The 20,236-nt window shown below is 72.5% G+C and carries 22 protein-coding genes; 8 read left to right on the top strand and 14 right to left on the bottom strand.

Annotated features, from left to right (window positions below):
* Nucleotides 1-9 precede the first annotated feature (9 nt).
* Nucleotides 10-1,287, top strand: coding sequence for a thymidine phosphorylase (locus ABZX67_RS30095; protein ID WP_355366792.1), 1,278 nt, complete (start codon nt 10-12; stop codon nt 1,285-1,287).
* A gap of 205 nt (nt 1,288-1,492) precedes the next feature.
* Here ABZX67_RS30095 and ABZX67_RS30090 read toward each other — a convergent pair whose 3' ends face one another.
* Nucleotides 1,493-2,152 (bottom strand): HAD family hydrolase, encoded by a 660-nt coding sequence (locus ABZX67_RS30090; protein ID WP_355366789.1) that lies wholly within the window; start codon nt 2,150-2,152, stop codon nt 1,493-1,495.
* Nucleotides 2,153-2,243: 91 nt separating this feature from the next.
* Between ABZX67_RS30090 and ABZX67_RS30085 the strand changes: the two genes are divergently transcribed.
* On the top strand, nt 2,244-2,600 hold the full coding sequence (locus ABZX67_RS30085; protein ID WP_355366786.1) for an STAS domain-containing protein: 357 nt from the start codon (nt 2,244-2,246) through the stop codon (nt 2,598-2,600).
* Here the strand turns inward: ABZX67_RS30085 and ABZX67_RS30080 are convergent.
* The 3 genes from ABZX67_RS30080 to ABZX67_RS30070 all read right to left on the bottom strand — a co-directional run bounded on the left by ABZX67_RS30080 (nt 2,533) and on the right by ABZX67_RS30070 (nt 5,595).
* A complete protein-coding gene (locus ABZX67_RS30080; RefSeq protein WP_355366782.1) occupies nt 2,533-3,498 on the bottom strand; it encodes a sigma-70 family RNA polymerase sigma factor in 966 nt (321 codons plus the stop codon). The two genes, ABZX67_RS30085 and ABZX67_RS30080, sit on opposite strands and share 68 nt — an antisense overlap.
* Before the next feature lie 70 nt (nt 3,499-3,568).
* Nucleotides 3,569-4,219: a L,D-transpeptidase family protein gene (locus ABZX67_RS30075; protein WP_355366835.1), complete on the bottom strand. Its 651-nt coding sequence runs from the start codon at nt 4,217-4,219 to the stop codon at nt 3,569-3,571.
* Between the two features lie 86 nt (nt 4,220-4,305).
* Nucleotides 4,306-5,595: an MFS transporter gene (locus tag ABZX67_RS30070; RefSeq protein WP_355366779.1), complete on the bottom strand. Its 1,290-nt coding sequence runs from the start codon at nt 5,593-5,595 to the stop codon at nt 4,306-4,308.
* A 62-nt stretch (nt 5,596-5,657) separates the two neighbouring features.
* On the opposite strand from ABZX67_RS30070, the gene ABZX67_RS30065 reads away from it, so the two are divergent.
* Entirely contained in the window at nt 5,658-6,617 is a 960-nt protein-coding gene (locus tag ABZX67_RS30065) for a LysR family transcriptional regulator (protein ID WP_355366777.1), read from the top strand.
* A 3-nt stretch (nt 6,618-6,620) separates the two neighbouring features.
* Here the strand turns inward: ABZX67_RS30065 and ABZX67_RS30060 are convergent, their stop codons facing one another.
* Nucleotides 6,621-7,403, bottom strand: coding sequence for an alpha/beta hydrolase (locus ABZX67_RS30060; protein ID WP_355366774.1), 783 nt, complete (start codon nt 7,401-7,403; stop codon nt 6,621-6,623).
* 110 nt (nt 7,404-7,513) lie between these two features.
* Between ABZX67_RS30060 and ABZX67_RS30055 the strand changes: the two genes are divergently transcribed.
* Nucleotides 7,514-8,659, top strand: coding sequence for an adenosine deaminase (locus ABZX67_RS30055; protein WP_355366771.1), 1,146 nt, complete (start codon nt 7,514-7,516; stop codon nt 8,657-8,659).
* 134 nt (nt 8,660-8,793) lie between these two features.
* Nucleotides 8,794-9,108, top strand: coding sequence for a hypothetical protein (locus ABZX67_RS30050; RefSeq protein ID WP_355366768.1), 315 nt, complete (start codon nt 8,794-8,796; stop codon nt 9,106-9,108).
* Nucleotides 9,109-9,190: 82 nt separating this feature from the next.
* On the opposite strand, the gene ABZX67_RS30045 is transcribed toward ABZX67_RS30050, so the two are convergent.
* The 5 genes from ABZX67_RS30045 to afsQ1 form a co-directional block, all read right to left on the bottom strand.
* Nucleotides 9,191-9,391 carry a PspC domain-containing protein gene (locus ABZX67_RS30045; protein WP_355366765.1) on the bottom strand — a complete coding sequence of 67 codons (201 nt, stop codon included), beginning with the start codon at nt 9,389-9,391 and terminating at the stop codon, nt 9,191-9,193.
* A 77-nt stretch (nt 9,392-9,468) separates the two neighbouring features.
* Entirely contained in the window at nt 9,469-10,026 is a 558-nt protein-coding gene (locus ABZX67_RS30040) for a VanZ family protein (RefSeq protein WP_355366762.1), read from the bottom strand.
* Between the two features lie 75 nt (nt 10,027-10,101).
* Nucleotides 10,102-10,755 carry a hypothetical protein gene (locus tag ABZX67_RS30035; RefSeq protein WP_355366759.1) on the bottom strand — a complete coding sequence of 218 codons (654 nt, stop codon included), beginning with the start codon at nt 10,753-10,755 and terminating at the stop codon, nt 10,102-10,104.
* Nucleotides 10,742-12,220, bottom strand: a complete 1,479-nt coding sequence (locus ABZX67_RS30030; RefSeq protein ID WP_355366832.1) for a HAMP domain-containing sensor histidine kinase — start codon at nt 12,218-12,220, stop codon at nt 10,742-10,744. The genes ABZX67_RS30035 and ABZX67_RS30030 overlap by 14 nt, the downstream gene beginning before the upstream one ends.
* 32 nt (nt 12,221-12,252) lie before the next feature.
* Complete coding sequence (afsQ1, locus tag ABZX67_RS30025; protein ID WP_199819673.1) at nt 12,253-12,930, bottom strand: two-component system response regulator AfsQ1; 678 nt, start codon at nt 12,928-12,930, stop codon at nt 12,253-12,255.
* 170 nt (nt 12,931-13,100) lie between these two features.
* Here afsQ1 and ABZX67_RS30020 point away from each other — a divergent pair, with 170 nt between their 5' ends.
* Nucleotides 13,101-13,829 carry a SigE family RNA polymerase sigma factor gene (locus ABZX67_RS30020; RefSeq protein WP_355366757.1) on the top strand — a complete coding sequence of 243 codons (729 nt, stop codon included), beginning with the start codon at nt 13,101-13,103 and terminating at the stop codon, nt 13,827-13,829.
* Between the two features lie 167 nt (nt 13,830-13,996).
* Here the strand turns inward: ABZX67_RS30020 and ABZX67_RS30015 are convergent, their stop codons facing one another.
* The gene (locus tag ABZX67_RS30015) at nt 13,997-14,695 is read right to left on the bottom strand and encodes a uridine kinase (RefSeq protein ID WP_355366754.1); all 699 of its coding nucleotides are present in this window, start codon (nt 14,693-14,695) and stop codon (nt 13,997-13,999) included.
* A gap of 66 nt (nt 14,696-14,761) precedes the next feature.
* Here ABZX67_RS30015 and ABZX67_RS30010 point away from each other — a divergent pair, with 66 nt between their 5' ends.
* Nucleotides 14,762-15,109, top strand: coding sequence for a hypothetical protein (locus tag ABZX67_RS30010; protein WP_355366751.1), 348 nt, complete (start codon nt 14,762-14,764; stop codon nt 15,107-15,109).
* Nucleotides 15,110-15,197: 88 nt separating this feature from the next.
* Here ABZX67_RS30010 and ABZX67_RS30005 read toward each other — a convergent pair whose 3' ends face one another.
* Genes ABZX67_RS30005 through deoC form a run of 3 tightly spaced genes read right to left on the bottom strand, consistent with a single transcriptional unit; the run spans nt 15,198 to nt 18,488 of the window.
* Entirely contained in the window at nt 15,198-16,106 is a 909-nt protein-coding gene (locus ABZX67_RS30005) for an aldehyde dehydrogenase family protein (protein ID WP_355366748.1), read from the bottom strand.
* Nucleotides 16,099-17,532, bottom strand: a complete 1,434-nt coding sequence (locus ABZX67_RS30000) for an aldehyde dehydrogenase family protein (RefSeq protein WP_355366745.1) — start codon at nt 17,530-17,532, stop codon at nt 16,099-16,101. The genes ABZX67_RS30005 and ABZX67_RS30000 overlap by 8 nt, the downstream gene beginning before the upstream one ends.
* A 5-nt stretch (nt 17,533-17,537) precedes the next feature.
* Nucleotides 17,538-18,488 carry a deoxyribose-phosphate aldolase gene (deoC, locus tag ABZX67_RS29995; protein ID WP_355366742.1) on the bottom strand — a complete coding sequence of 317 codons (951 nt, stop codon included), beginning with the start codon at nt 18,486-18,488 and terminating at the stop codon, nt 17,538-17,540.
* Nucleotides 18,489-18,747: 259 nt separating this feature from the next.
* On the opposite strand from deoC, the gene ABZX67_RS29990 reads away from it, so the two are divergent.
* A complete protein-coding gene (locus ABZX67_RS29990) occupies nt 18,748-20,115 on the top strand; it encodes a hypothetical protein (protein ID WP_355366739.1) in 1,368 nt (455 codons plus the stop codon).
* Nucleotides 20,116-20,236 lie beyond the last annotated feature (121 nt).

Genomic DNA, 20,236 nt, shown 5'->3' with positions numbered 1-20,236 from the left:
ACCCACCCCATGGACGCGATTTCCGTCATCCGCACCAAGCGGGACGGGGGCGAGCTGAGCCCCGAGCAGATCGACTGGGTCATCGACGCGTACACGCGCGGCGTGGTCGCGGACGAGCAGATGTCGGCGCTGGCGATGGCCATCCTGCTCAACGGCATGAACCGCACGGAGATCGCCCGCTGGACCGCCGCGATGATCGCGAGCGGCGAGCGCATGGACTTCTCGTCCCTCTCCCGCCCGACCGCCGACAAGCACTCCACGGGCGGCGTCGGCGACAAGATCACGCTGCCGCTCGCCCCGCTGGTCGCCGCGTGCGGCGCGGCCGTGCCGCAGCTCTCCGGCCGGGGCCTCGGCCACACGGGTGGCACGCTCGACAAGCTGGAGTCCATCCCCGGCTGGCGGGCGCTGCTCTCCAACGAGGAGATGCTGCATGTCCTCGACACCACGGGCGCGGTCATCTGCGCGGCCGGCGACGGGCTCGCCCCCGCCGACAAGAAGCTGTACGCGCTGCGCGATGTGACCGGCACGGTCGAGGCGATCCCGCTGATCGCGTCGTCCATCATGTCCAAGAAGATCGCCGAGGGCACCGGCTCGCTGGTCCTGGACGTCAAGGTCGGCTCGGGCGCGTTCATGAAGAACATCGACGACGCCCGCGAACTGGCCTCCACCATGGTGGGCCTGGGCACCGACCACGGTGTGAAGACCGTCGCCCTCCTCACCGACATGTCGACCCCGCTCGGCCTGACCGCGGGCAACGCCCTGGAGGTCCGCGAGTCCGTCGAGGTCCTCGCCGGCGGCGGCCCCGCCGACGTCGTCGAGCTCACCATCGCGCTCGCCCGCGAGATGCTCGACGCGGCCGGCATCAAGGACGCCGACCCGGCGAAGGCCCTCGCGGACGGCTCCGCGATGGACGTCTGGCGCCGCATGATCGCCGCCCAGGGCGGCGACCCGGACGCCGCGCTGCCGGTCGCCCGCGAACAGCACGTCGTCACGGCCCCCGCCTCGGGCGTCCTCACCCGCCTCGACGCGTACGGCGTCGGCGTCGCCGCCTGGCGCCTCGGCGCGGGCCGCGCCCGCAAGGAGGACCCGGTCCAGGCGGGCGCGGGCGTCGAACTCCACGCCAAGCCGGGCGACACCGTCACGGCGGGCCAGCCCCTGCTGACCCTCCACACGGACACCCCGGAGAAGTTCGACTACGCCCTGCAGTCCCTGGACGGCACGTACGACATCGCCCCGGCCGGCACGGCGTACGAGCCGAGCCCGGTGGTGCTGGAACGTATCGCCTGACACGCGCACGGACGTAACGGGACCGGTGGACTTCCACCGGTCCCGTTCTCCATGCCGGGACCGGCCGTTCGTGCGCGGACGACCCAGGGGGCGTCTTGCCGATCTTGCCGGGCTCGCGTCGCCTGGCACGCGCTCCCCCCAGAGCTTCGCCTGGGGGGACCCCCAGACGCCGCTCGCTGATCCGGCCTGATCGACTAGACGCCCCCTAGCCGCCCAGCAATCCCACCAGCTCCCGCATGTCGTCGAAGACCACCGCCCCCTCGCCCGCCAGCCGGTCCGGGCGGGTCAGGCCGCCGCAGTAGCCGAAGGCGCGCATGCCCGCCGCGCGGGCGGCGGTGACGCCGTAGGGGCTGTCCTCGACGACCGCGCAGCGGGACGGGTCGACGCCCATCGTGGCCGCCGCGTGGAGGAAGAGGTCCGGGGCGGGCTTGCCGCGCGGGACGTCGGCCGCGCTGAAGATGCGGCCCTCGAAGCGGGGCAGCAGGCCCGTGGTGGTGAGGTTGCGGCGGATGGAGGCGTGGCCGCCGTTGGAGGCCAGGCAGTACGGCACCGACAGGGCGTCCAGGGCGTCCGTTATCCCGTCGACCACGGTCAGCTCCGCGTCGAGCGCCTCCTCGTAGAGGTGCTTGTACGCGTCGAACCAGCCCCGCTCCAGCGGCCTGCCCAGCCGCTCCTCCACGATCGACCGGTACGTCTCCGACGACGAGCCCACGAAGTACTCGACGATCTCCTCCTCCGTGAACGAGACGCCCAGGGCGGCGAAGATCTCCGCGTCGACGCGTACGCAGATCCGCTCGCTGTCCACCAGGACGCCGTCGCAGTCGAAGATCACCAGTTCGACGGGCTGTACGTGATCATGAGTCATGGGCCGCAGCGTACGGGCACGGTGGGCACCCGTGAACGGCACCGGTGAGCGGCACCGATGAGTTCGCGGCGCGGAACGGGTCTCCCTCCGTGTGGACACCACCGACCCCCTCGTCTTCCGCCTCGCCGGCCCCCTCGCCGCCGCCGACGTGCCCCGGCTCTGCGCCCAGCTCGCCGAGCTGCTCGACGGCGCGGCGGCCGGGACGCCCGTCGACTGCGACGTCGGCGGCGTGACCCGCCCCGGCCTCGCCACCGTCGAGGCCCTCGCACGGCTGCGGCTCACCGCGCAGCGGCTCGGGCACCCCCTGACCGTACGCGGGGCAGCGCCCGGGCTGCGGGCGCTGCTCCGGCTCGTCGGGCTGGAGGGGCTCCTCGGCGAGGTCACGCCTCCAGGCGGTCCGGCAGGTCGAACAACGGGAACCAGCGCTTCACGTCCAGGAACGACGTGATGCCCGAGACCTTGCCGTCCACGATCTCGATGACCATGAGCGCCCACGGGCTGAAACCGCCCTCCGGGTCCGGGTGGTAGTGCGCGAACGCGGGCGTGCCGTTCGCCACGACCGGGACCAGGCGGGAGCCGCGGCAGACCTCGCCGACGCCGAGCATCCAGCCCACGATGTCGTCGTGGCCCTGCAGCCACAGGTCGTAAGGCGGCATGGAGAGCGTCGCGTCCTCGTGGAGGAGGGCGGTCAGGGCCTCCATGTCGTACCCCTCGAAGGCCGCGACGTAGCGCTCGAGGAGCTGCTTCTGCTCCTCGTCGAGCGGATCGGCCACGGCCGTGTCGGCCGGAGCCGACTCCGCGAGCGTCGCCCGCGCCCGCTGGAGCGCGCTGTTGACCGACGCGACCGACGTACCGAGGAGCTCCGCCACCTCGCTCGCCTTCCACGCCAGCACCTCGCGCAGGATCAGCACCGCCCGCTGCTTGGGCGGCAGGTGCTGGAGCGCGGCCATGAACGCCAGCCGCACGGTCTCGCGCGACACCGCGGTCTCCGCCGGGTCCGCGACCGACGGCAGCACCCGCCCGTCCGGCACCGGCTCCAGCCAGGTGAGCTCCGGACGGGCGTTGAGCCGCGCCTGCGCCACCGGCGTCGGGGCCGTCAGGTCCATCGGGCGGGCCCTGCGGTTCCCGGCGTTCAGCGCGTCCAGGCACACGTTCGTCGCGATGCGGTAGAGCCACGACCGCAGGGAGGACCGCCCCTCGAAGGAGTCGATGCTCCGCCACGCCCGGACCATCGTGTCCTGCACCGCGTCCTCGGCCTCGAAGGCCGATCCCAGCATGCGGTAGCAGTACCCGGTCAGCTCGGTCCGGTACTCCTCCAGCCGGTCCTGCACGGCCACACCGCTCATGATGTCCACCCCTGTCGCGCTTCCCCTTGCCTCACCAACGGAAGCTACAGCAGGGCACTGACACCCGGGGTCAGGTTCCCGGCTTGCGCCCGTAGACGTACACGTCGTCCCCGTTGCGCAGCAGGTTCCAGTACGCCTTCGCGTCCGCCGGCCGCAGGTTGACGCAGCCGCCCGAACCCGGCGGGTTGTACATGGACTTGGTCACCGAGTGGAACGCCTGCCCGCCGTCGAAGAACTGCGCGTACGGCATCCACACCTTGTAGATGGTCGACCAGTGCTTGACGTTGCGGTGGTAGACCCGCTTCGCGCCGGTCCGCGTCTCCGCGCCGTCCCGCCCCGTGCGCACCGGCACCGGCCCGTACGTCAGCTTCGCGCCGTCCTGGATCCAGCTCAGCTGCCGCGTGAGGTCCACGCACGCGATCCGGCCCTTGTTGGTCGGGCACAGGCCCGCCTTGTTGGGCGTCTTGCCGGCCGCCCGCTGCGCCAGCATCGTGTTCATCGTCTGCCACGTCAGGGGCCCGGCGTACCCCATCGACGGCGTGATCCCGTGCGCCTTCTGGAACGACTGGATGGCCTTGCAGTCGGCCGGCGACTGCTTGCCGTCCACCGGCCGTCCGAGGAACCTCTCCACCCGCGTCTGGTACGGCCCCGTCTGCGTCGTACAGGACGCGGCCGCCTGGGCGGGAGCGGCGCCCAGCGCGACCGTCAACGGCACGACCAGTCCCGTGAGTCCGAGAGCGACTCCCGCCCCTCTGCGTATGCGTGTCCCACCCACGTACACCAACCCCCTCCGGTTCGGTGCGGTTGTTATGCCCGTAGGACGCTCCGGGAAGCCGCGCGGTTGTACGTACGCCGCGATTCGCGCTCCCGCACGCGCGCGCTGTGCGTGCCGTACAGGGTGATGGACACGACACCGAGGACGGCGACCAGGCCCAGCAGGACCGTGCCCGCCCAGCCGCCCGAGTGGAAGGCGACCGCGCCGAGCGTGCCGCCCGCGCTGCTGCCCAGGTAGTACGCCGACTGGTAGAGCGCCGACGCCTGCGCGCGGCCCGTCGTCGCCGTACGGCTCACGGAGGAGGAGGCGACCGCGTGGCCCGCGAAGAAGCCCGCCGTGATCAGGACCAGTCCGGCCAGCACGGCGGCCAGCGCGTCCGACAGCGAGAGCAGCAGGCCCGCCGCGGTCGTGGTCACCGCCAGGTACAGCGCCCCGCGCCGCCCCAGCCGCCCCACCAGCTTGCCGGCCGCGGCCGACGACACCGTACCGACCAGGTAGACGAGGAAGATCGAGCCGATCACGCCCTGCGGCAGCGAGAACGGCGCCTCCACCAGCCGGTAGCCGATCACCGTGTAGACGGCGCCGAAGACGGTCATGAACAGCGCGCCGATCGCGTACAGGCGCATCAGCAGCGGGTCCGACAGATGGGTGCGCACGGCCGCGGCCAGCGCGCGCGGGCGCAGCGACCCCGGCGCGAAGTGGCGCGCCTTCGGCAGCATCAGCCGGAACACCACCGCGCACACCAGCGCCATCACACCGACCGCGCCGAGCGCGGCGCGCCAGCCCCACAGCTGGGCCGCCCAGCCGGTGACGATCCGGCCGCTCATGCCGCCGATGGAGTTGCCCGCCACGAACAGGCCGATCGCGGCGACCAGCGCCTTGGGCCGCACCTCCTCCGCCAGGTACGCCATCGCCGACGCGGGCAGCCCCGCGAGCGCGGCGCCCTGCACGGCGCGCAGCGCCACCAGCCAGGACAGGTCCGGCGCGAACGGTACGAGGAGGCCGACGGCGACCGCGACCGCGAGGGAGGCCGTCATCAGGCTGCGGCGCCCGAACCGCTCCGACAGGGCGCTCAGCGGCAGCACGCACAGCGCGAGCGCGCCGGTCGCGGCGGAGACGGTCCAGCTGGCCGCCGAGGCGCTCACGCCGAAGTCGGCGGAGACGGCCGGCAGCAGGGCCTGGGTCGAGTAGAGGAGGGCGAAGGCGGCGACTCCGGCGGCGAAGAGCGCGAAGCTCATCCGGCGGTAGCCGGTGCGGCCGGGGGCAAGGCGAGTGTCGGCGACCGCGTCGGTGGCGGCCGCCTTGGTACTGGCGGAAGGCATACGTCGACGGTAGGCACACCTGTTTCATGCGTCCAATGCATGGAACGGCTTTAATCGTTCCCATGGCGCATCAATACAGCTCACGGGAGTGGCTGTCACCGAACAGTAACGAAGAAGACATGGGGCTGCTGCTCGCGCCGCGCCTCGCGTACTTCGCGGCGGTCGCCCGCCACGAGCACGTGACGCGTGCCGCGCACGAACTCGGCGTCCCGCAGTCGACGTTGTCCCGGGCCGTGGTCCGCCTCGAAGAGGACCTGGGCGTGGCCCTGTTCGCCCGCAAGGGCCGCACCGTCTCGCTGACCCCCGCCGGGCGGACCTTCCTCGCCTCCGCCGAGCGCGCGCTGGCCGAGGTGGAGCGCGCCGCCGACGCCGTACGCGCCGACGCGGACCCCTCCGCCGGGCGGGTCGCCTTCGGGTTCCTGCACACCATGGGCTCGGAGACCGTGCCCGAGCTGATCCGCGCCTTCCGCGTGGACCACCCCAAGGTGCGGTTCACGCTCGTCCAGAACTACGGCGAGGCGATGATCGAGCGCCTGCGCTCCGGGGAGTTGGACCTGTGCCTGACCTCCCCGGTCCCCGACGCCCCGGACCTGGTCGCCCGCCGCCTCGACGAGCAGCGCCTGCGGCTCGTCGTCCCCGACGACCACCGCCTGGCGGGCCGCAAGCGCGTCCGGCTCGCCGAGGCCGCCGACGAAACCTTCGTCACCCTGGAGCCCGGCTACGGCCTGCGCCGCATCACCGACGCGCTCTGCGTCGAAGCGGGCTTCACCCCGCGCGTCGCGTTCGAGGGCGAGGAGGCCGAGACCCTGCGCGGCCTGGTGGCGGCCGGTCTCGGCGTCGCCCTCCTCCCGCCCCCGGCGGTCCCGCGCCCCGGCGTCGTCGAACTGACGGTGACGGCCCCGCGCGCGGCCCGCGAGATCGGCGTCGCCTGGCTCGACGGCCACCCGGACACCCCGCCGGTGGCGGCCTTCAAACGCTTCCTGCTCTCGCGGCGCGGCCGGCTCCTCAACGAACCGGGCTGAGCCCTAGGGGGTGTCTCGCCGCAGCAGCGCCCGCCCGAAGCCGGACGCCAGCGGCATCCGCAGCCCCAGCGGCGGCGGGGCCGCCAGCGCGTCGGCGACCGGGCGGGAGTACGGACGCGAGAACAGTGCCCCCAGGACGAAGTCCGCCGCGAGCGCGAGGACTTCGCCGCGATGCTCCCGCAAGGCGTGGCCGTCCGAGTGGACCTCGAAGCGGCACGTGTCGCGGTTGGCCTTCTTCGCGCGCTCCGCGAGGCGGTACGACAACTCGGGGTCGGTGCGCGCGTCGTTCGTGCCGTGCACGATCATCACGTGCCGGCCCGCGAGCTGCTTCACCGGCTCGGGGCTGGCCGCCACGTCCTCCTCCGGGAGCCACGGCGCCAGCGCCAGCACGGAGTTGACCGCCGCGTGCCCCGCCGCGCGCAGCGCCGCCCGGCCGCCCATGCCGTGCCCGGCCAGACAGACCGGCACGTCGCCGTACCGCCGCACCACCTCCGAAGCCGCCCACGAGGCATCCGCCGCGAGCCGCGCGTCGGCACCGTTCCACCCGCGCCCCCGGTAGCGCACCACGTGCGCCACCAGCCCCTCCGCGCGCCCCTCGCGCACCAGCCGCCGCGCCAGCGGCAGACACGCCGCGTGCGCCAGCGCCGAGGGCCCGCGCCCGGACGCGGGCGCGCCGTCCGGCAGGAGCAGCACCACGCCCCCCACCGCCGGAGCCCCGACCCCGACGGCCCGGCCCAGCCGGGGAGCCCGCGCGCCGCCTGTTCCTACGAGTGCGTGGTTCACCATGGCGGAACAGTCTCAGAAGTCGAGATGTACTCCATCCGTCCGTGGGGTCACTGTTGGGTATCGACGCGAAACAACCCGCTCTCTACGCGCGTAGGGGCTAGAGTTCGAAAATGACGAGCTCCATCCCCAACCTCCCGACCACCGACCAGATCCGCCGCGCGCCCAAGGTGCTGCTCCACGACCACCTCGACGGTGGACTGAGGCCCGGCACCGTCGTCGAACTGGCCCGGGACGCCGGGTACGGCGCGCTTCCCGAGACCGACGCCGACAGGCTCGGCGTCTGGTTCCGCGAAGCCGCCGACTCCGGCTCCCTGGAGCGCTACCTGGAGACCTTCGCGCACACGTGCGCCGTCATGCAGACCCGCGAGGCCCTCGTCCGCGTCGCCGCCGAGTGCGCCGAGGACCTCGCCGCGGACGGCGTCGTCTACGCCGAGGTGCGGTACGCGCCCGAGCAGCACCTGGAGAAGGGCCTGACCCTCGAACAGGTCGTTGAGGCCGTCAACGACGGCTTCCGCCTCGGCGAGCAGCGCGCCCGCGCGGCCGGGCACCGCATCCGCGTCGGCGCCCTGCTGACCGCGATGCGGCACGCCGCCCGCGCCCTGGAGATCGCCGAGCTGGCCAACCGCTACCGCGACCGCGGCGTCGTCGGCTTCGACATCGCGGGCGCCGAGGCGGGCTACCCGCCCACCCGCCACCTCGACGCCTTCGAGTACCTCAAGCGCGAGAACAACCACTTCACCATCCACGCCGGCGAGGCGTTCGGCCTGCCGTCCATCTGGCAGGCGCTCCAGTGGTGCGGCGCCGACCGCCTCGGCCACGGTGTGCGGATCATCGACGACATCGAGGTCGCCGACGACGGCACCGTCGCGCTGGGCCGGCTCGCCGCGTACGTACGCGACAAGCGCATTCCGCTGGAGATGTGCCCGACGTCCAACCTCCAGACAGGCGCCGCCCCCTCGTACGCCGAGCACCCCATCGGGCTGCTGCGCCGACTGCACTTCCGGGTCACCGTCAACACCGACAACCGCCTGATGTCGGGCACCAGCATGAGCCGGGAATTCGAGCGGCTGGTCGATACGTTCGGCTACACGCTCGACGACATGCAGTGGTTCACGGTCAATGCGATGAAATCAGCATTCATTCCTTTTGACGAACGCCTGGCCATGATCAATGAGGTGATCAAGCCGGGTTACGCCGAGCTCAAGTCCGAATGGCTGTTCACGCAGACCGCCGCGACCAGCGGTTCCGCGTCCTGAAGGACCTCGCGGGTGATACCGGAACGGCCGGGGAAATCGCGACCCGGCCGTTTCCGGTGTTTGCGGAGATCGCCGTCGCCTGACTAGCTTGCAGAGCCGCTCATCCTCCCCCGAATTCCCCGAGGACATTTTCGATGAAGCACTCCGCCGCCAAGACCCTCGGTGTCGCCGCTCTCGGTGCCGCTTTCGCCGCCACCGCCGCCGGAAGCGCCTCCGCGGTCGTCAGCCCCGCCTCCACCGGCCTGGAGGCCACGAACAGGGTGCTGCCGGTCGCCATGCCTCTCGCGGGTGCCGCCATCGAGCAGCTCCCCGGCCAGACCACCGAGGCGCTCGGCACCGCGCAGGGCCTCACCCACGCCGTCCAGGGCCTGCCCGTCGACCCGGCCGTGGTGTCCAGCCTCCTCCACAGCCTGCCCGTCGGCGGCAGCCTGCCGGCCGTCGGTCTCTGAGAGGCCGCGTACGGCAAAGGGGGCGCGCAACCGTGTGGTTGCGCGCCCCCTTTGCGTACGCCTGCGGCATGCCGGGATCGGATCACCAGGCCGGCTTGGCGGCCTTCTCCGACGGCAGCAGTATCCACAGCGCCAGGTACAGCAGGAACTGCGGCCCGGGCAGCAGGCACGACACGACGAAGATCACGCGCATCGTCGTCGCGGACATGCCGAAGCGCCGGGCCAGCGCTGCGCACACTCCGCCGATCATGCGGCCGTGACGGGGGCGGACAAGTGCGGCCATGGTGGGCTCCTTGGTGACGGGGTGAGTCATCGTCCTTGGATCCATCCTCACCCGCCCAAGGGGGGCAAAACGTCGGACTACGGGGCGATCCCGACCCTGGGAATCGTCGGGGTCGCACCCTGAGAGGTCTCCTCCCGGCGGACCGGCCGCCGCCCCCGGCGCGCCCCCCGCCGCAGCCGCGCCCGCGCGGCCGGCACCACGGCCAGATGCGCCAGCGCCACCCCCGCGGTGTTCAGGAGCAGCGCGTCCACGTCCACCACGCGCCCCGGCACCACGGTCTGCAGCAGCTCGATGGCGAGCGAGACCAGCGCGCCCGCCGCGACCGTACGGGCCAGCGAGGCCCACGGCGAGACGTCCAGCCGGCCGCCCGCCACCGGCAGCAGCACCCCCAGCGGCGCGAGGAGCAGCAGGCCCTCGGCGATCCGGCGCGCGGCCTCCGCGGGCCCCAGCGCCAGGTCCGCCTTGATGCCCGCGAGCGGTTCGAGGTTGTCGGCGTTCACCCACATCACGTCCAGCGGCCGGAGCGTCAGCCATCCCACCAGCACCAGATGCGCGAGAAGCAGGACGAACCCCGCCGCGCGGAAGCCGATGCGGAACCGGATGGCGGCACTGCCGCCCGAACCTTGACGCTGCACGCACCCCAAGACGCGCTCACCGGCAGGATCGGTTCCGCACACCGTGCAGGACCCGGACGAGGCCGGGAACGGGGATCAGGAGGCCTCCGCCGTCGGCGCCACCGACTCCGGGCGCTCCTTGACCGCCTCCGTACAGGTGTACCGCCGCGCCGGACGGTCCCCGGGGCCGCCCAGCACGACGCTCCCGCCCCCGGCGGTCGTCGCGGCGTTCCCCGCGTACGTGCACACCAGCTGCGACAGCGCCGCCGGCGGCAGGTCGTCGGGCTGCCGGCTCAGCCGCAGCGCCCGCGCCGGATCGCCCTCGCGGCCCGCCGAGACGCTCAGCGGCGGCTCCACGTACGTGACGAAGCCCGCCTGCCGCTCGCTCGCCGGCGGCTCCGCCGACAACTGGCCCAGCAGGGCGCCGGCCACCGCCACGCGGCTGTCGCGGCCCTTCACGACGGGCGCCTCCTCGATCGTGCGCCGCACCGGCTCCAGGCCGGACGCGCACACCAGGTACACCGTCACGGGCAGGCCCTGCCGCCCCTGAGCCGCGCCGCCGGCCCCCGCCTCGGTCCGGTTCTCGTCCGAGAGGGTGCACGGCATCCGCGAAGGCGCGGCGCCCGCGTCGACCGGGACCGTCGGCCGGATCCCGCAGCCGGCGGCGAGGGCGGCGAGGGCGGCGACACCCACGAGCGCGCCCGCGCCCCGCCGCCACCGCCGCGTACGCGTCGTCCTACGCGTCCCCATGCCCGCCGCCATGCCCGTCGCCCTTCTGCTGTTCGTCCTCGCCGGTGGGGGTCCGCGACGCGTCGCGCGGCAGCCGCAGCACGAACACCGCGCCGTCGCCGTCGGGAGAGTTCGCCGCCGTGATGTCGCCGCCGTGGATCAGCGCGTTCTCCATCGCGATCGACAGGCCGAGGCCGCTGCCCTCGGAGCGCGGCCGGGAGGCGCTCGCCTTGTAGAACCGGTCGAAGACGTGCGGCAGGACGTCCTCGGGGATGCCGGGGCCGTGGTCGCGCACCTCGATGAGCAGGTCGTCGCCCTCCGTCCGCACCGCCACCCGCACCGGCGAGCCGCCGTGCTTGAGGGCGTTGCCGATGAGGTTCGCGAGGATCACGTCCAGCCGGCGCGGGTCGAGCCGCACCATGAGGCCGCGCTCGGCGTCCAGCTCGACCGCGTCCAGCCACGCGCGCGTGTCGATGCAGGCGGTGACCTGGTCGGCCACGTCCACGTCGTCGAGCACGAGCCGGGCCGTACCGGCGTCGAAGCGGGTGACCTCCATCAGGTTCTCGACCAGCGTGTTGAGCCGCCGCGTCTCGCTGACCACCAGGGCCACGGCCGGCGCGATCATCGGGTCGAGGCTCTCCTGCTCCTCCTCCAGGACCTCGGTCACGGCGGTCAGCGCGGTCATCGGCGTCCGCAGCTCGTGCGACATGTCCGCGACGAAGCGGCGGCTCGACTCCTCCCGCGCGCTCATGTCCGCGACCTTCTTCTGGAGGCTTTCGGCGGCCGCGTTGAACGTCCGCGACAGCTCCGCCAGTTCGTCCGTGCCCGACACCCGCAGCCGGGTGTCCAACTTGCCCTCGCCGAGCCGCCGCGCCGCCTCCCCGAGCCGGTGCACCGGCTTCAGCACGGTCGTGGCGGCGGCCTGCGCGAGCAGCGCCGAGCCCAGCAGCGCCAGCAGCGTGGCGATGCCCAGCGACCAGGCCAGCGAGTTGAGGTCCTGCCGCTCCGGATCGAGGGACTTGAACATGTACCCGGTCGGCCCGCCGCCCACGATCCGCGTACCGCCCACCAGGTAGGGCGTCTGGCCGCGCGTCGTGCGCTGCCAGAACAGGTGGTACGCGTACGGGTTGCCGTCGTTGACCTCGTGCCGCTCGTCCACCGCCGCCCGCAGCGCCTGAGGTACGTCGTCCAGCGTGAACCGGTCCGGGTCGGAGACCCCGACGATCGGCTTGCCCGCGTCCCGCTCGGCCAGCAGCACCACGCCGTACCCGACGCCGTTGGACGACATCTCCTCGGCGGTGCGCCGCAGCTCCTCCTCGGTCGGCCGCAGCGGCAGGGACGCGGCCCGGTTCTGCATCTCCTGGCGGAAGTCGTTCAGCGCCGAGTTCTGCGTACGCGTCAGCACGGCCTCGCGGTTCAGCCAGTACGCGATGCCGGACGCCGACACGGCGGCGGTCAGCGCGACGAGCGCGAAGACGACGACCATGCGCAGCCGCAGGCTCGTCCAGCGAAGCGGTCTCACGAAGGTACGTCCAGCCGGTAGCCCACACCACGCACCGTGCGGATCAGCGTCGGCGACGACGGCACGTCCTCGACCTTCGCCCGCAGCCGCTGCACACACGCGTCCACCAGCCGCGAGTCGCCCAGGTAGTCGTGCTCCCACACCAGCCGCAGCAGCTGCTGGCGCGACAGCGCCTGGCCCGGCCGACGGCTCAGCTCCAGCAGCAGCCGCAGCTCGGTCGGCGTGAGCTGGAGGTCCTCGCCGTTCTTCGTCACGGTCATCGCCGACCGGTCGATCACCAGCGCCCCGAACGTCGCCGAGTCCGTCGACTCCCGCTCCCCGCGCCGCAGCACCGCCCGGATACGGGCGTCCAGCACGCGGCCCTGCACCGGCTTGACGACGTAGTCGTCCGCACCGGACTCCAGGCCCACCACGACGTCGATGTCGTCGCTGCGCGCGGTCAGCAGGATGATCGGCAGCTGGTCGGTGCGCCGGATCCGCCGGCACACCTCGAAACCGTCGATGCCCGGCAGCATCACATCCAGCACGATCAGATCCGGCCGCTGCTCGCGCAGCAGTTTCAGGCCGTCCTCGCCCGTCGCCGCGGTGGCCACTTTGTGGCCCTGGCGTGACAGCGAGAGTTCGAGGGCCGTGCGGATGGCGTCGTCGTCCTCGATCAGCAACAGGAAAGGCACGCCGTCATTCTGTCCCATGGTGGAGGGGCAGTTCGACCGTCCGCCGCCCCCCGGCCGGCCACCGGCCGCTGTGACAGGTCTGTGACAGTCGGCGGACACCGCTATGAAGTCGTCCGGGCAAGCTTTTTCGCACCGGACCGAAACAGACTCCAACCGACGGGGGGCGTGAGATGAACGCAGTGCTCAGCACCGGCACCACCTCGAACGCAGTTGTCACGCGTCTCCACGACGTCACGCGGAGCACCGAGAAGTCCGGCGCCGTGAACGGGCGGGGGTGCGTTCGCGGCGCCGGACGTCAGCACAAGCCGCCGTACATGGCGGCCGTGCCTGACGGGGGAGGGGCGTACAGGGAGGCCACGGGGGAGCGGTCGAGCCGTACCGAGGCGGAGTTCACCGCCTACGTACGCGAGCGCCGCGCCTCCCTGTACGCCACGGCCTACCACCTCACCGGTGACCGTTTCGAGGCCGAGGACCTGCTCCAGAGCGCGCTGTTCTCGACGTACCGCGCCTGGGACCGCATCAGCGACAAGGCGGCGATCGGCGGCTACCTGCGCCGCACCATGACGAACCTGCACATCAGCGCCTGGCGGCGGCGGAAGATCGACGAGTACCCGACGGAGGAGCTGCCCGAGTCCGCCGGAGACAGCGACGCGATGCGCGGCACGGAGCTGCGCGCGGTGCTCTGGCAGGCGCTCGCCCGGCTGCCCGAACTGCAGCGCACCATGCTGGTCCTGCGGTACTACGAGGGCCGCACGGACCCGGAGATCGCGGAGATCCTCGACATCAGCGTCGGCACGGTCAAGTCGAGCATCTGGCGCTCCCTGCGCCGGCTGCGCGAGGACGACGTCCTCAGCTTCGGCCGTGACCAGGAGGAGTCCTTCGGCCAGCTCGTGGCCTGAGGGAACGGGGGGCCCGCCGCGCGGCCTCGGGGGAGGCCGCGGTGGGTTCATGGGTACGGGGGTGCCCGCAACAGGGGGGTAACGGGGAAACACGGGGGACACGGGGGAGCGTGGGGCCGGACGGGGCGGAAGCCCTGCCCGGCCCCACGCGCGTTCCCGTGCCGCGGCTACGCCGTCGCCGAGGGCGTACGGTGGCGGTCCGCCGCCGCGGCGGTGAGGCGTACGAGGGCCTCGGGCTTGTCGCAGGGGTGGGCGCCCAGGGCGGTCTGGCGGGCCACGATGGAGCGCTCGGCGCGCATCAGACGCCAGCCCCTGCGCAGCAGGAACGGCACCGACTTGCGGCCCTCGCGCAGGTCGCGCAGCAGCCGGCGGCGGAACGTCGTGGACGGGCGGCCGCGCAGGCACAGCGCGTCGGCCAGGACCCCGAGCTCCCGGCAGCGCGCCACGATGTCCGCCGCGAAGATCCCCTCGGCCACGAACAGCGGTGCGCGCCCGATGTCGAGCACCTCGCGGTCGACTCGCGCGCTGGTGGCGATGGAGTACACCGGGACGGCCGTACGACCGGTGGCGCACAGCTCCACGATCGCGGCCACCGCGGCGTCCGCGTCCCAGGACAGCGGGGAGTCCCAGTCGATGTCGGGGCTGCCCGGAACGAGCGGGAGCGTCGGGTCGTCGCCCTCCTTGTAGAAGTCGTCGAGGCGCAGCACCGGAAGACCGGTCTGGGCCGCGAGGGAGGACTTGCCGGAGCCGGACGGTCCCGCGAGCAGCACGACGCGGGCCTGAAGGGGATGGGAACTCACGGGACACCAGTCTGAGGCATGCACCCGTGCGGGGGACCCCGCCGGGCACCCGTTGGTATCGAGCATCACATCTCGCATACGCTCCGTGGTCGACCGATCGCGCTCGATACGCACGCGGCAGGAGCCCTTCCCATGGCACGTCACACCCTTCTCAAGGCCGGACTGACCCTCTCCGCCCTCGGTGCCGCGCTCGGCGCCGCGGGGGGCACCGCGCACGCGGTCCCGAGCCCGGTGGGCGAGCTCGACACGGCGTCGGCGATGCAGGGGGTGCAGGCGGCCGTCCCGCACGTGGTGGGCGCCGCCAAGCACCTGAAGATCAACCCGCTCGCCCAGACCGGTGTCGATCCGCTCAACAACGGCGTCGGTACGCAGGTGGGCGACTTCCAGCCGGTGAACACCACCAGCGTGACGGGCTCGTTGACCAGCGCCCCGAACCTCCCGGTGGTCGGCCCGGTGCTGGGCGGCGCGCTGCCCGGCTAGACCGGTTCCGTAGCGAGTACGTCGTACGAGAACGGCCCCGCGCTCCCCCGGACGGAGGTGAGGCGGGGCCGTTCGCCCAGGGGGACCGTCAGTACGAGGAGCCCGAGGCGCCCAGCGAACCCGTGGGGTGCCAGACCGTCTTGGTCTCCAGGAAGGCGGTCAGGCGGCGCGTGCCCGGGTCGGCGGTGAAGTCCTCGCCGTCCACGGCCTCGGGGCGCAGCACCCGCTTGAGGTTGTCCGCGGCGGCGATCTCCAGCTCGCGCGCCAGCTCCGCGTCCGCGCCCGTCAGGTCGAGGGCGTTGACGTCCTGGTGCGCGGCGAGCGGCCCGGCGATCTCGGCCGTACGGCCCGACAGGACGTTGACGACACCGCCCGGCAGGTCCGAGGTGGCCAGTACCTCGCCCAGCGACAGGGCGGGCAGCGGGGCCTTCTCGGAGGCGATGACGACCGCGGTGTTGCCGGTGGCGATGACCGGCGCGATCACCGACACCAGGCCCAGGAAGGACGACTCCTGGGGCGCGACGACCGCGACCACGCCCGTCGGCTCGGGCGTCGACAGGTTGAAGAACGGGCCCGCGACCGGGTTCGCCCCGCCCACGACCTGCGCGATCTTGTCCGTCCAGCCCGCGTACCAGACCCAGCGGTCGACGGCCGCCTCGACGGCCTCCGCCGCCTGCGCCTTGGACAGGCCCTCGGCGTGCGCGACCTCGCGGACGAACTGGCCCTTGCGGCCCTCCAGCATCTCGGCGACGCGGTAGAGGATCTGGCCGCGGTTGTACGCCGTGGCGCCGGCCCAGCCGCCGAACGCCTTGCGCGCCGCCACGACCGCGTCCCGCGCGTCCTTGCGGGAGGAGAGCGGCGCGTTCGCCAGCCACTTGCCCTTGTGGTCCTGCACTTCGTACACCCGGCCGCTCTCGCTGCGGGGGAACTTGCCCCCGACGTACAGCTTGTAGGTCTTGAAGACGCTCAGACGGTTCTGTTCGGTCTTGTCAGACATCGAGGTACGCCTCCAGGCCGTGGCGGCCGCCCTCGCGGCCGAAGCCCGACTCCTTGTAGCCGCCGAAGGGCGAGGTCGGGTCGAACTTGTTGAACGTGTTGGCCCAGACGACGCCCGCGCGGAGCTTGTTCGCCACCGCGAGGATGCGGGAGCCCTTCTCCGTCCAGATGCCGGCGGACAGGCCGTACTGGCTGTTGTTGGCCTTCGCGACCGCCTCGTCGGGCGTGCGGAAGGTCAGCACCGACAGGACCGGGCCGAAGATCTCGTCGCGGGCGATGGTGTGCGCCTGCGTGACGTTGGTGAAGAGGGTCGGCGCGAACCAGTAGCCGTGCGACGGGAGCTCGCAGGCGGGGGACCAGCGCTCGGCGCCCTCCGCCTCGCCGGTCTCGGCGAGAGCCGTGATGCGGGCCAGCTGCTCGGCGGAGTTGATCGCGCCGATGTCGGTGTTCTTGTCCAGCGGGTCGCCGAGGCGGAGCGTGGACAGCCGGCGCTTGAGGGCGTCCAGCAGCTCGTCCTGGATGGACTCCTGGACGAGGAGGCGGGAGCCCGCGCAGCAGACCTGGCCCTGGTTGAAGAAGATGCCGGTGACGATGCCCTCGACGGCCTGGTCGATGGGCGCGTCGTCGAAGACGATGTTGGCGCCCTTGCCGCCCAGCTCCAGGGTGAGCTTCTTCTTCGTGCCGGCGACCTGGCGGGCGATGGCCTTGCCGACGGCGGTGGAGCCGGTGAAGGCGACCTTGTTGACGTCCGGGTGCTCGACGAGCGCGGCGCCGGCGTCCCCGTAACCCGGGAGGATGTTGACGACACCCTTGGGCAGGCCCGCCTGGCGGCAGATGTCCGCGAAGAAGAGCGCGGAGAGCGGGGTGGTCTCGGCGGGCTTGAGCACCACCGTGTTGCCGGTGGCGAGCGCCGGGGCGATCTTCCACGCGAGCATCAGCAGCGGGAAGTTCCACGGGATGACCTGGCCGGCCACGCCCAGCGGGCGCGGGTTGGCCCCGTAGCCGGCGTGGTCGAGCTTGTCGGCCCAGCCCGCGTAGTAGAAGAAGTGCGCGGCGACCAGCGGGAGGTCCGCGTCGCGGGTCTCCTTGATCGGCTTGCCGTTGTCCAGGGTCTCCAGGACGGCGAGCTCGCGGCTGCGCTCCTGGATGATCCGGGCGATGCGGAAGAGGTACTTGGCGCGCTCGGCGCCCGGCAGCGCCGACCACTTCTCGAACGCCCTGCGGGCGGCCTTCACGGCCCGGTCGACGTCCTCGGCCCCGGCCTGGGCGACCTCGGAGAGGACCTCCTCGGAGGAGGGCGAGATCGTCTTGAAGACCTTGCCGTCCGCGGCCTCGGTGAACTCGCCGTCGATGAACAGGCCGTAGGACGGCGCGATGTCGACGACCGAGCGGGACTCGGGTGCGGGTGCGTACTCGAACTTGGTCATGGTGATCAGTCCACCGTCACGTAGTCGGGGCCGGAGTAACGTCCGGTGGCCAGCTTCTGACGCTGCATCAGCAGGTCGTTGAGCAGGCTCGAGGCGCCGAACCGGAACCAGTGGTTGTCCAGCCAGTCCTCGCCCACGGTCTCGTTGACCAGGACCAGGAACTTGATGGCGTCCTTGGTGGTGCGGATGCCGCCCGCGGGCTTCACCCCGACCTGCACCCCGGTCTGCGCGCGGAAGTCGCGCACCGCCTCCAGCATGAGCAGCGTGTTGGCGGGGGTGGCGTTGACGCCCACCTTGCCCGTCGAGGTCTTGATGAAGTCGGCCCCGGCGATCATGCCGAGCCAGGAGGCGCGGCGGATGTTGTCGTACGTCGACAGCTCGCCGGTCTCGAAGATGACCTTCAGGCGCGCCCGCTCGCCGCAGGCCTCCTTCACGGCCCGGATCTCCTCGTACACCTTCAGGTAGTCGCCCGCGAGGAACGCGCCGCGGTCGATCACCATGTCGATCTCGTCCGCCCCGGCCTCGACGGCGTCACGCGTGTCCGCGAGCTTGACGTCGAGGGCGGCGCGGCCGGCCGGGAAGGCGGTGGCGACGGAGGCGACCTTGACGTCCGTGCCGGTCAGGGCTGCCTTGGCGGTGGCCACCATGTCGGGGTACACGCACACCGCGGCGGTGCGCGGGCTGGTGCGGTCGGTCGGATCGGGGTTGACGGCCTTGGCGGCGAGCGCCCGGACCTTGCCCGGGGTGTCCGCGCCTTCGAGCGTCGTCAGGTCGATCATCGAGATGGCCAGGTCGATGGCGTACGCCTTGGCCGTGGTCTTGATCGAACGGGTACCGAGTGACGCGGCGCGCGCTTCGAGGCCGACGGGGTCCACACCGGGCAGCCCGTGGAGGAAGCGGCGCAGTGTGCTGTCGGACGCGGTCACGTCAGCGAATGCGGAAAGGGTGGTGGGCATGGTCACCACTGGAGCATATCTACGCGCGTAGCGGCCTGTACAGCCCCCGTGCGCGGGCCTGTGGAAAACCCCTGGTGGGCGGGGTGGACGAAGAGGGCGTGAGGGCTGTCACATGCCTGTGACATGGAGCGGACACCTCCTCCACGCAAGATCCATAACTTTGTTCGTGCAGCCCCGCCCACACTCAACGGCCACACCGACGAGGCAAGGCAGGCATGCGGCTCTTCCATCCGAAACCGACCTGTTCACAGGAGTCGTTATGCGTTCCGCCCTCCGCACCGCCCTTGCCACCGCCGTCCTCGCCGGCGTCGCCCTCGCCCCGGTCGTCACCGGCGGCACCGCCTTCGCGGCGGACGGCACCGCGCCGGCCCCCGCCCCGGCCACCGGCGCCAAGACCGGTGACACGAAGACCGGCGACCGCGAGCACGTGCGGACCGAGAAGCTCGTCGGCGGCCTGGTCGCCGAGGTCCACAAGAACGGCGCCGGCCGGTTCATCGTCGACTTCTTCGAGGGCGGCGAGCTCCGTGGCAGCCTCACCAGCGGCGACAAGGTCGTCCGGGGCCGGTTCGGCAGCGTGGGCGTCGAGCTGAGCCCCAACGGCCACCTGATGACCTACCTGACCACGCCGGGCACGCAGGGCGAGCTGATCAGGACCCACATCCTCCCCAAGGAGATGGTGGCCCACGTCTACCGGGTCAGCGCGGAGGTCTACGCCGCCGAGATCCTCAAGGGCGCCGACCTGACGGGCGCGCTGAAGGCCGGCACGGCGGACTACCTCATGCCGCAGGACAAGAAGGTCTTCGACGGCGTCGAGGTGACCCTGAAGGCGGATGGCACCCTCACGTGGCGCCGGCTCGACGAGGGCGGCGAGGGCGAGGACGGCAAGGACGGCGAGGGCAAGGGCGAGGACGGCAAGGGCGACGCCGCCAAGGGCACCTTCGTCCGCGACGAGACCCTCTCCGACGGCACCCTGGTCAAGATCTACAAGCTCGCCGCCGCCCACCACCGTGCCGAGTCCTTCGTGAAGGGCCACTCCATCGGCGTCATCGACGCCAACGCCCGCTCGGCCGCCGGCAACAACAACGGCAGCTTCCTCGTCCTCAACCCGGACGGCACCACCCACCACTGGGTCGGCAACTTCACCACCGGCGGCAAGCTCGGCCAGTACAAGCTCGCCGACGGCACCGTCCTGGAGCTCGGCAAGAAGAACGGCGCGTACGGCCTCCAGCTCGTCGAGAACGGCAAGGGCCACGGCTTCACCTACACCAACGGCGAGGCCCGCCGCGTGTTCTTCTACGGCGCCTCCGTCGTCGTCCTGGAGCAGGACGGCGGCATCGCGGCCTACCACCTCGAGGGCGACAAGCAGGGCGCGCCCGTCTTCGTCGGCAAGGGCTCCACCACGGGCGGCGCCACGCCGCAGGGCGGCACCACCGGCACGGCGTCCACGCAGCAGACCTCCGCCACCCAGACCACCATCGTGCCCAAGGGCGGCGTGGCCGCCGGTGCCGAGGTGGATGAGGGCGACCACCTCCTCGTCGTCGCCGGTGCGGGCGCCGCCGCCGTCACCGCCGCCGGGCTCGGTTTCGTCGCCATGCGCCGCCGCGCCGGCGCCGGCACCCGCGCCTGACCTCCCCACCACCACCGGGGGGGGCCCCCCGCCAAGGAGGGCCCCCCCGCCCCCGAACCCCCCCCCCCCTCCCCCCGGGGCCCCCCCCATGCCCCCCCCCCCCACCCCCCCCCCCACCCCC

This window comes from Streptomyces sp. NPDC003036 (assembly GCF_040611175.1).
Classification (GTDB): domain Bacteria; phylum Actinomycetota; class Actinomycetes; order Streptomycetales; family Streptomycetaceae; genus Streptomyces.
This window is presented reverse-complemented; position numbering and strand designations above follow the sequence as displayed.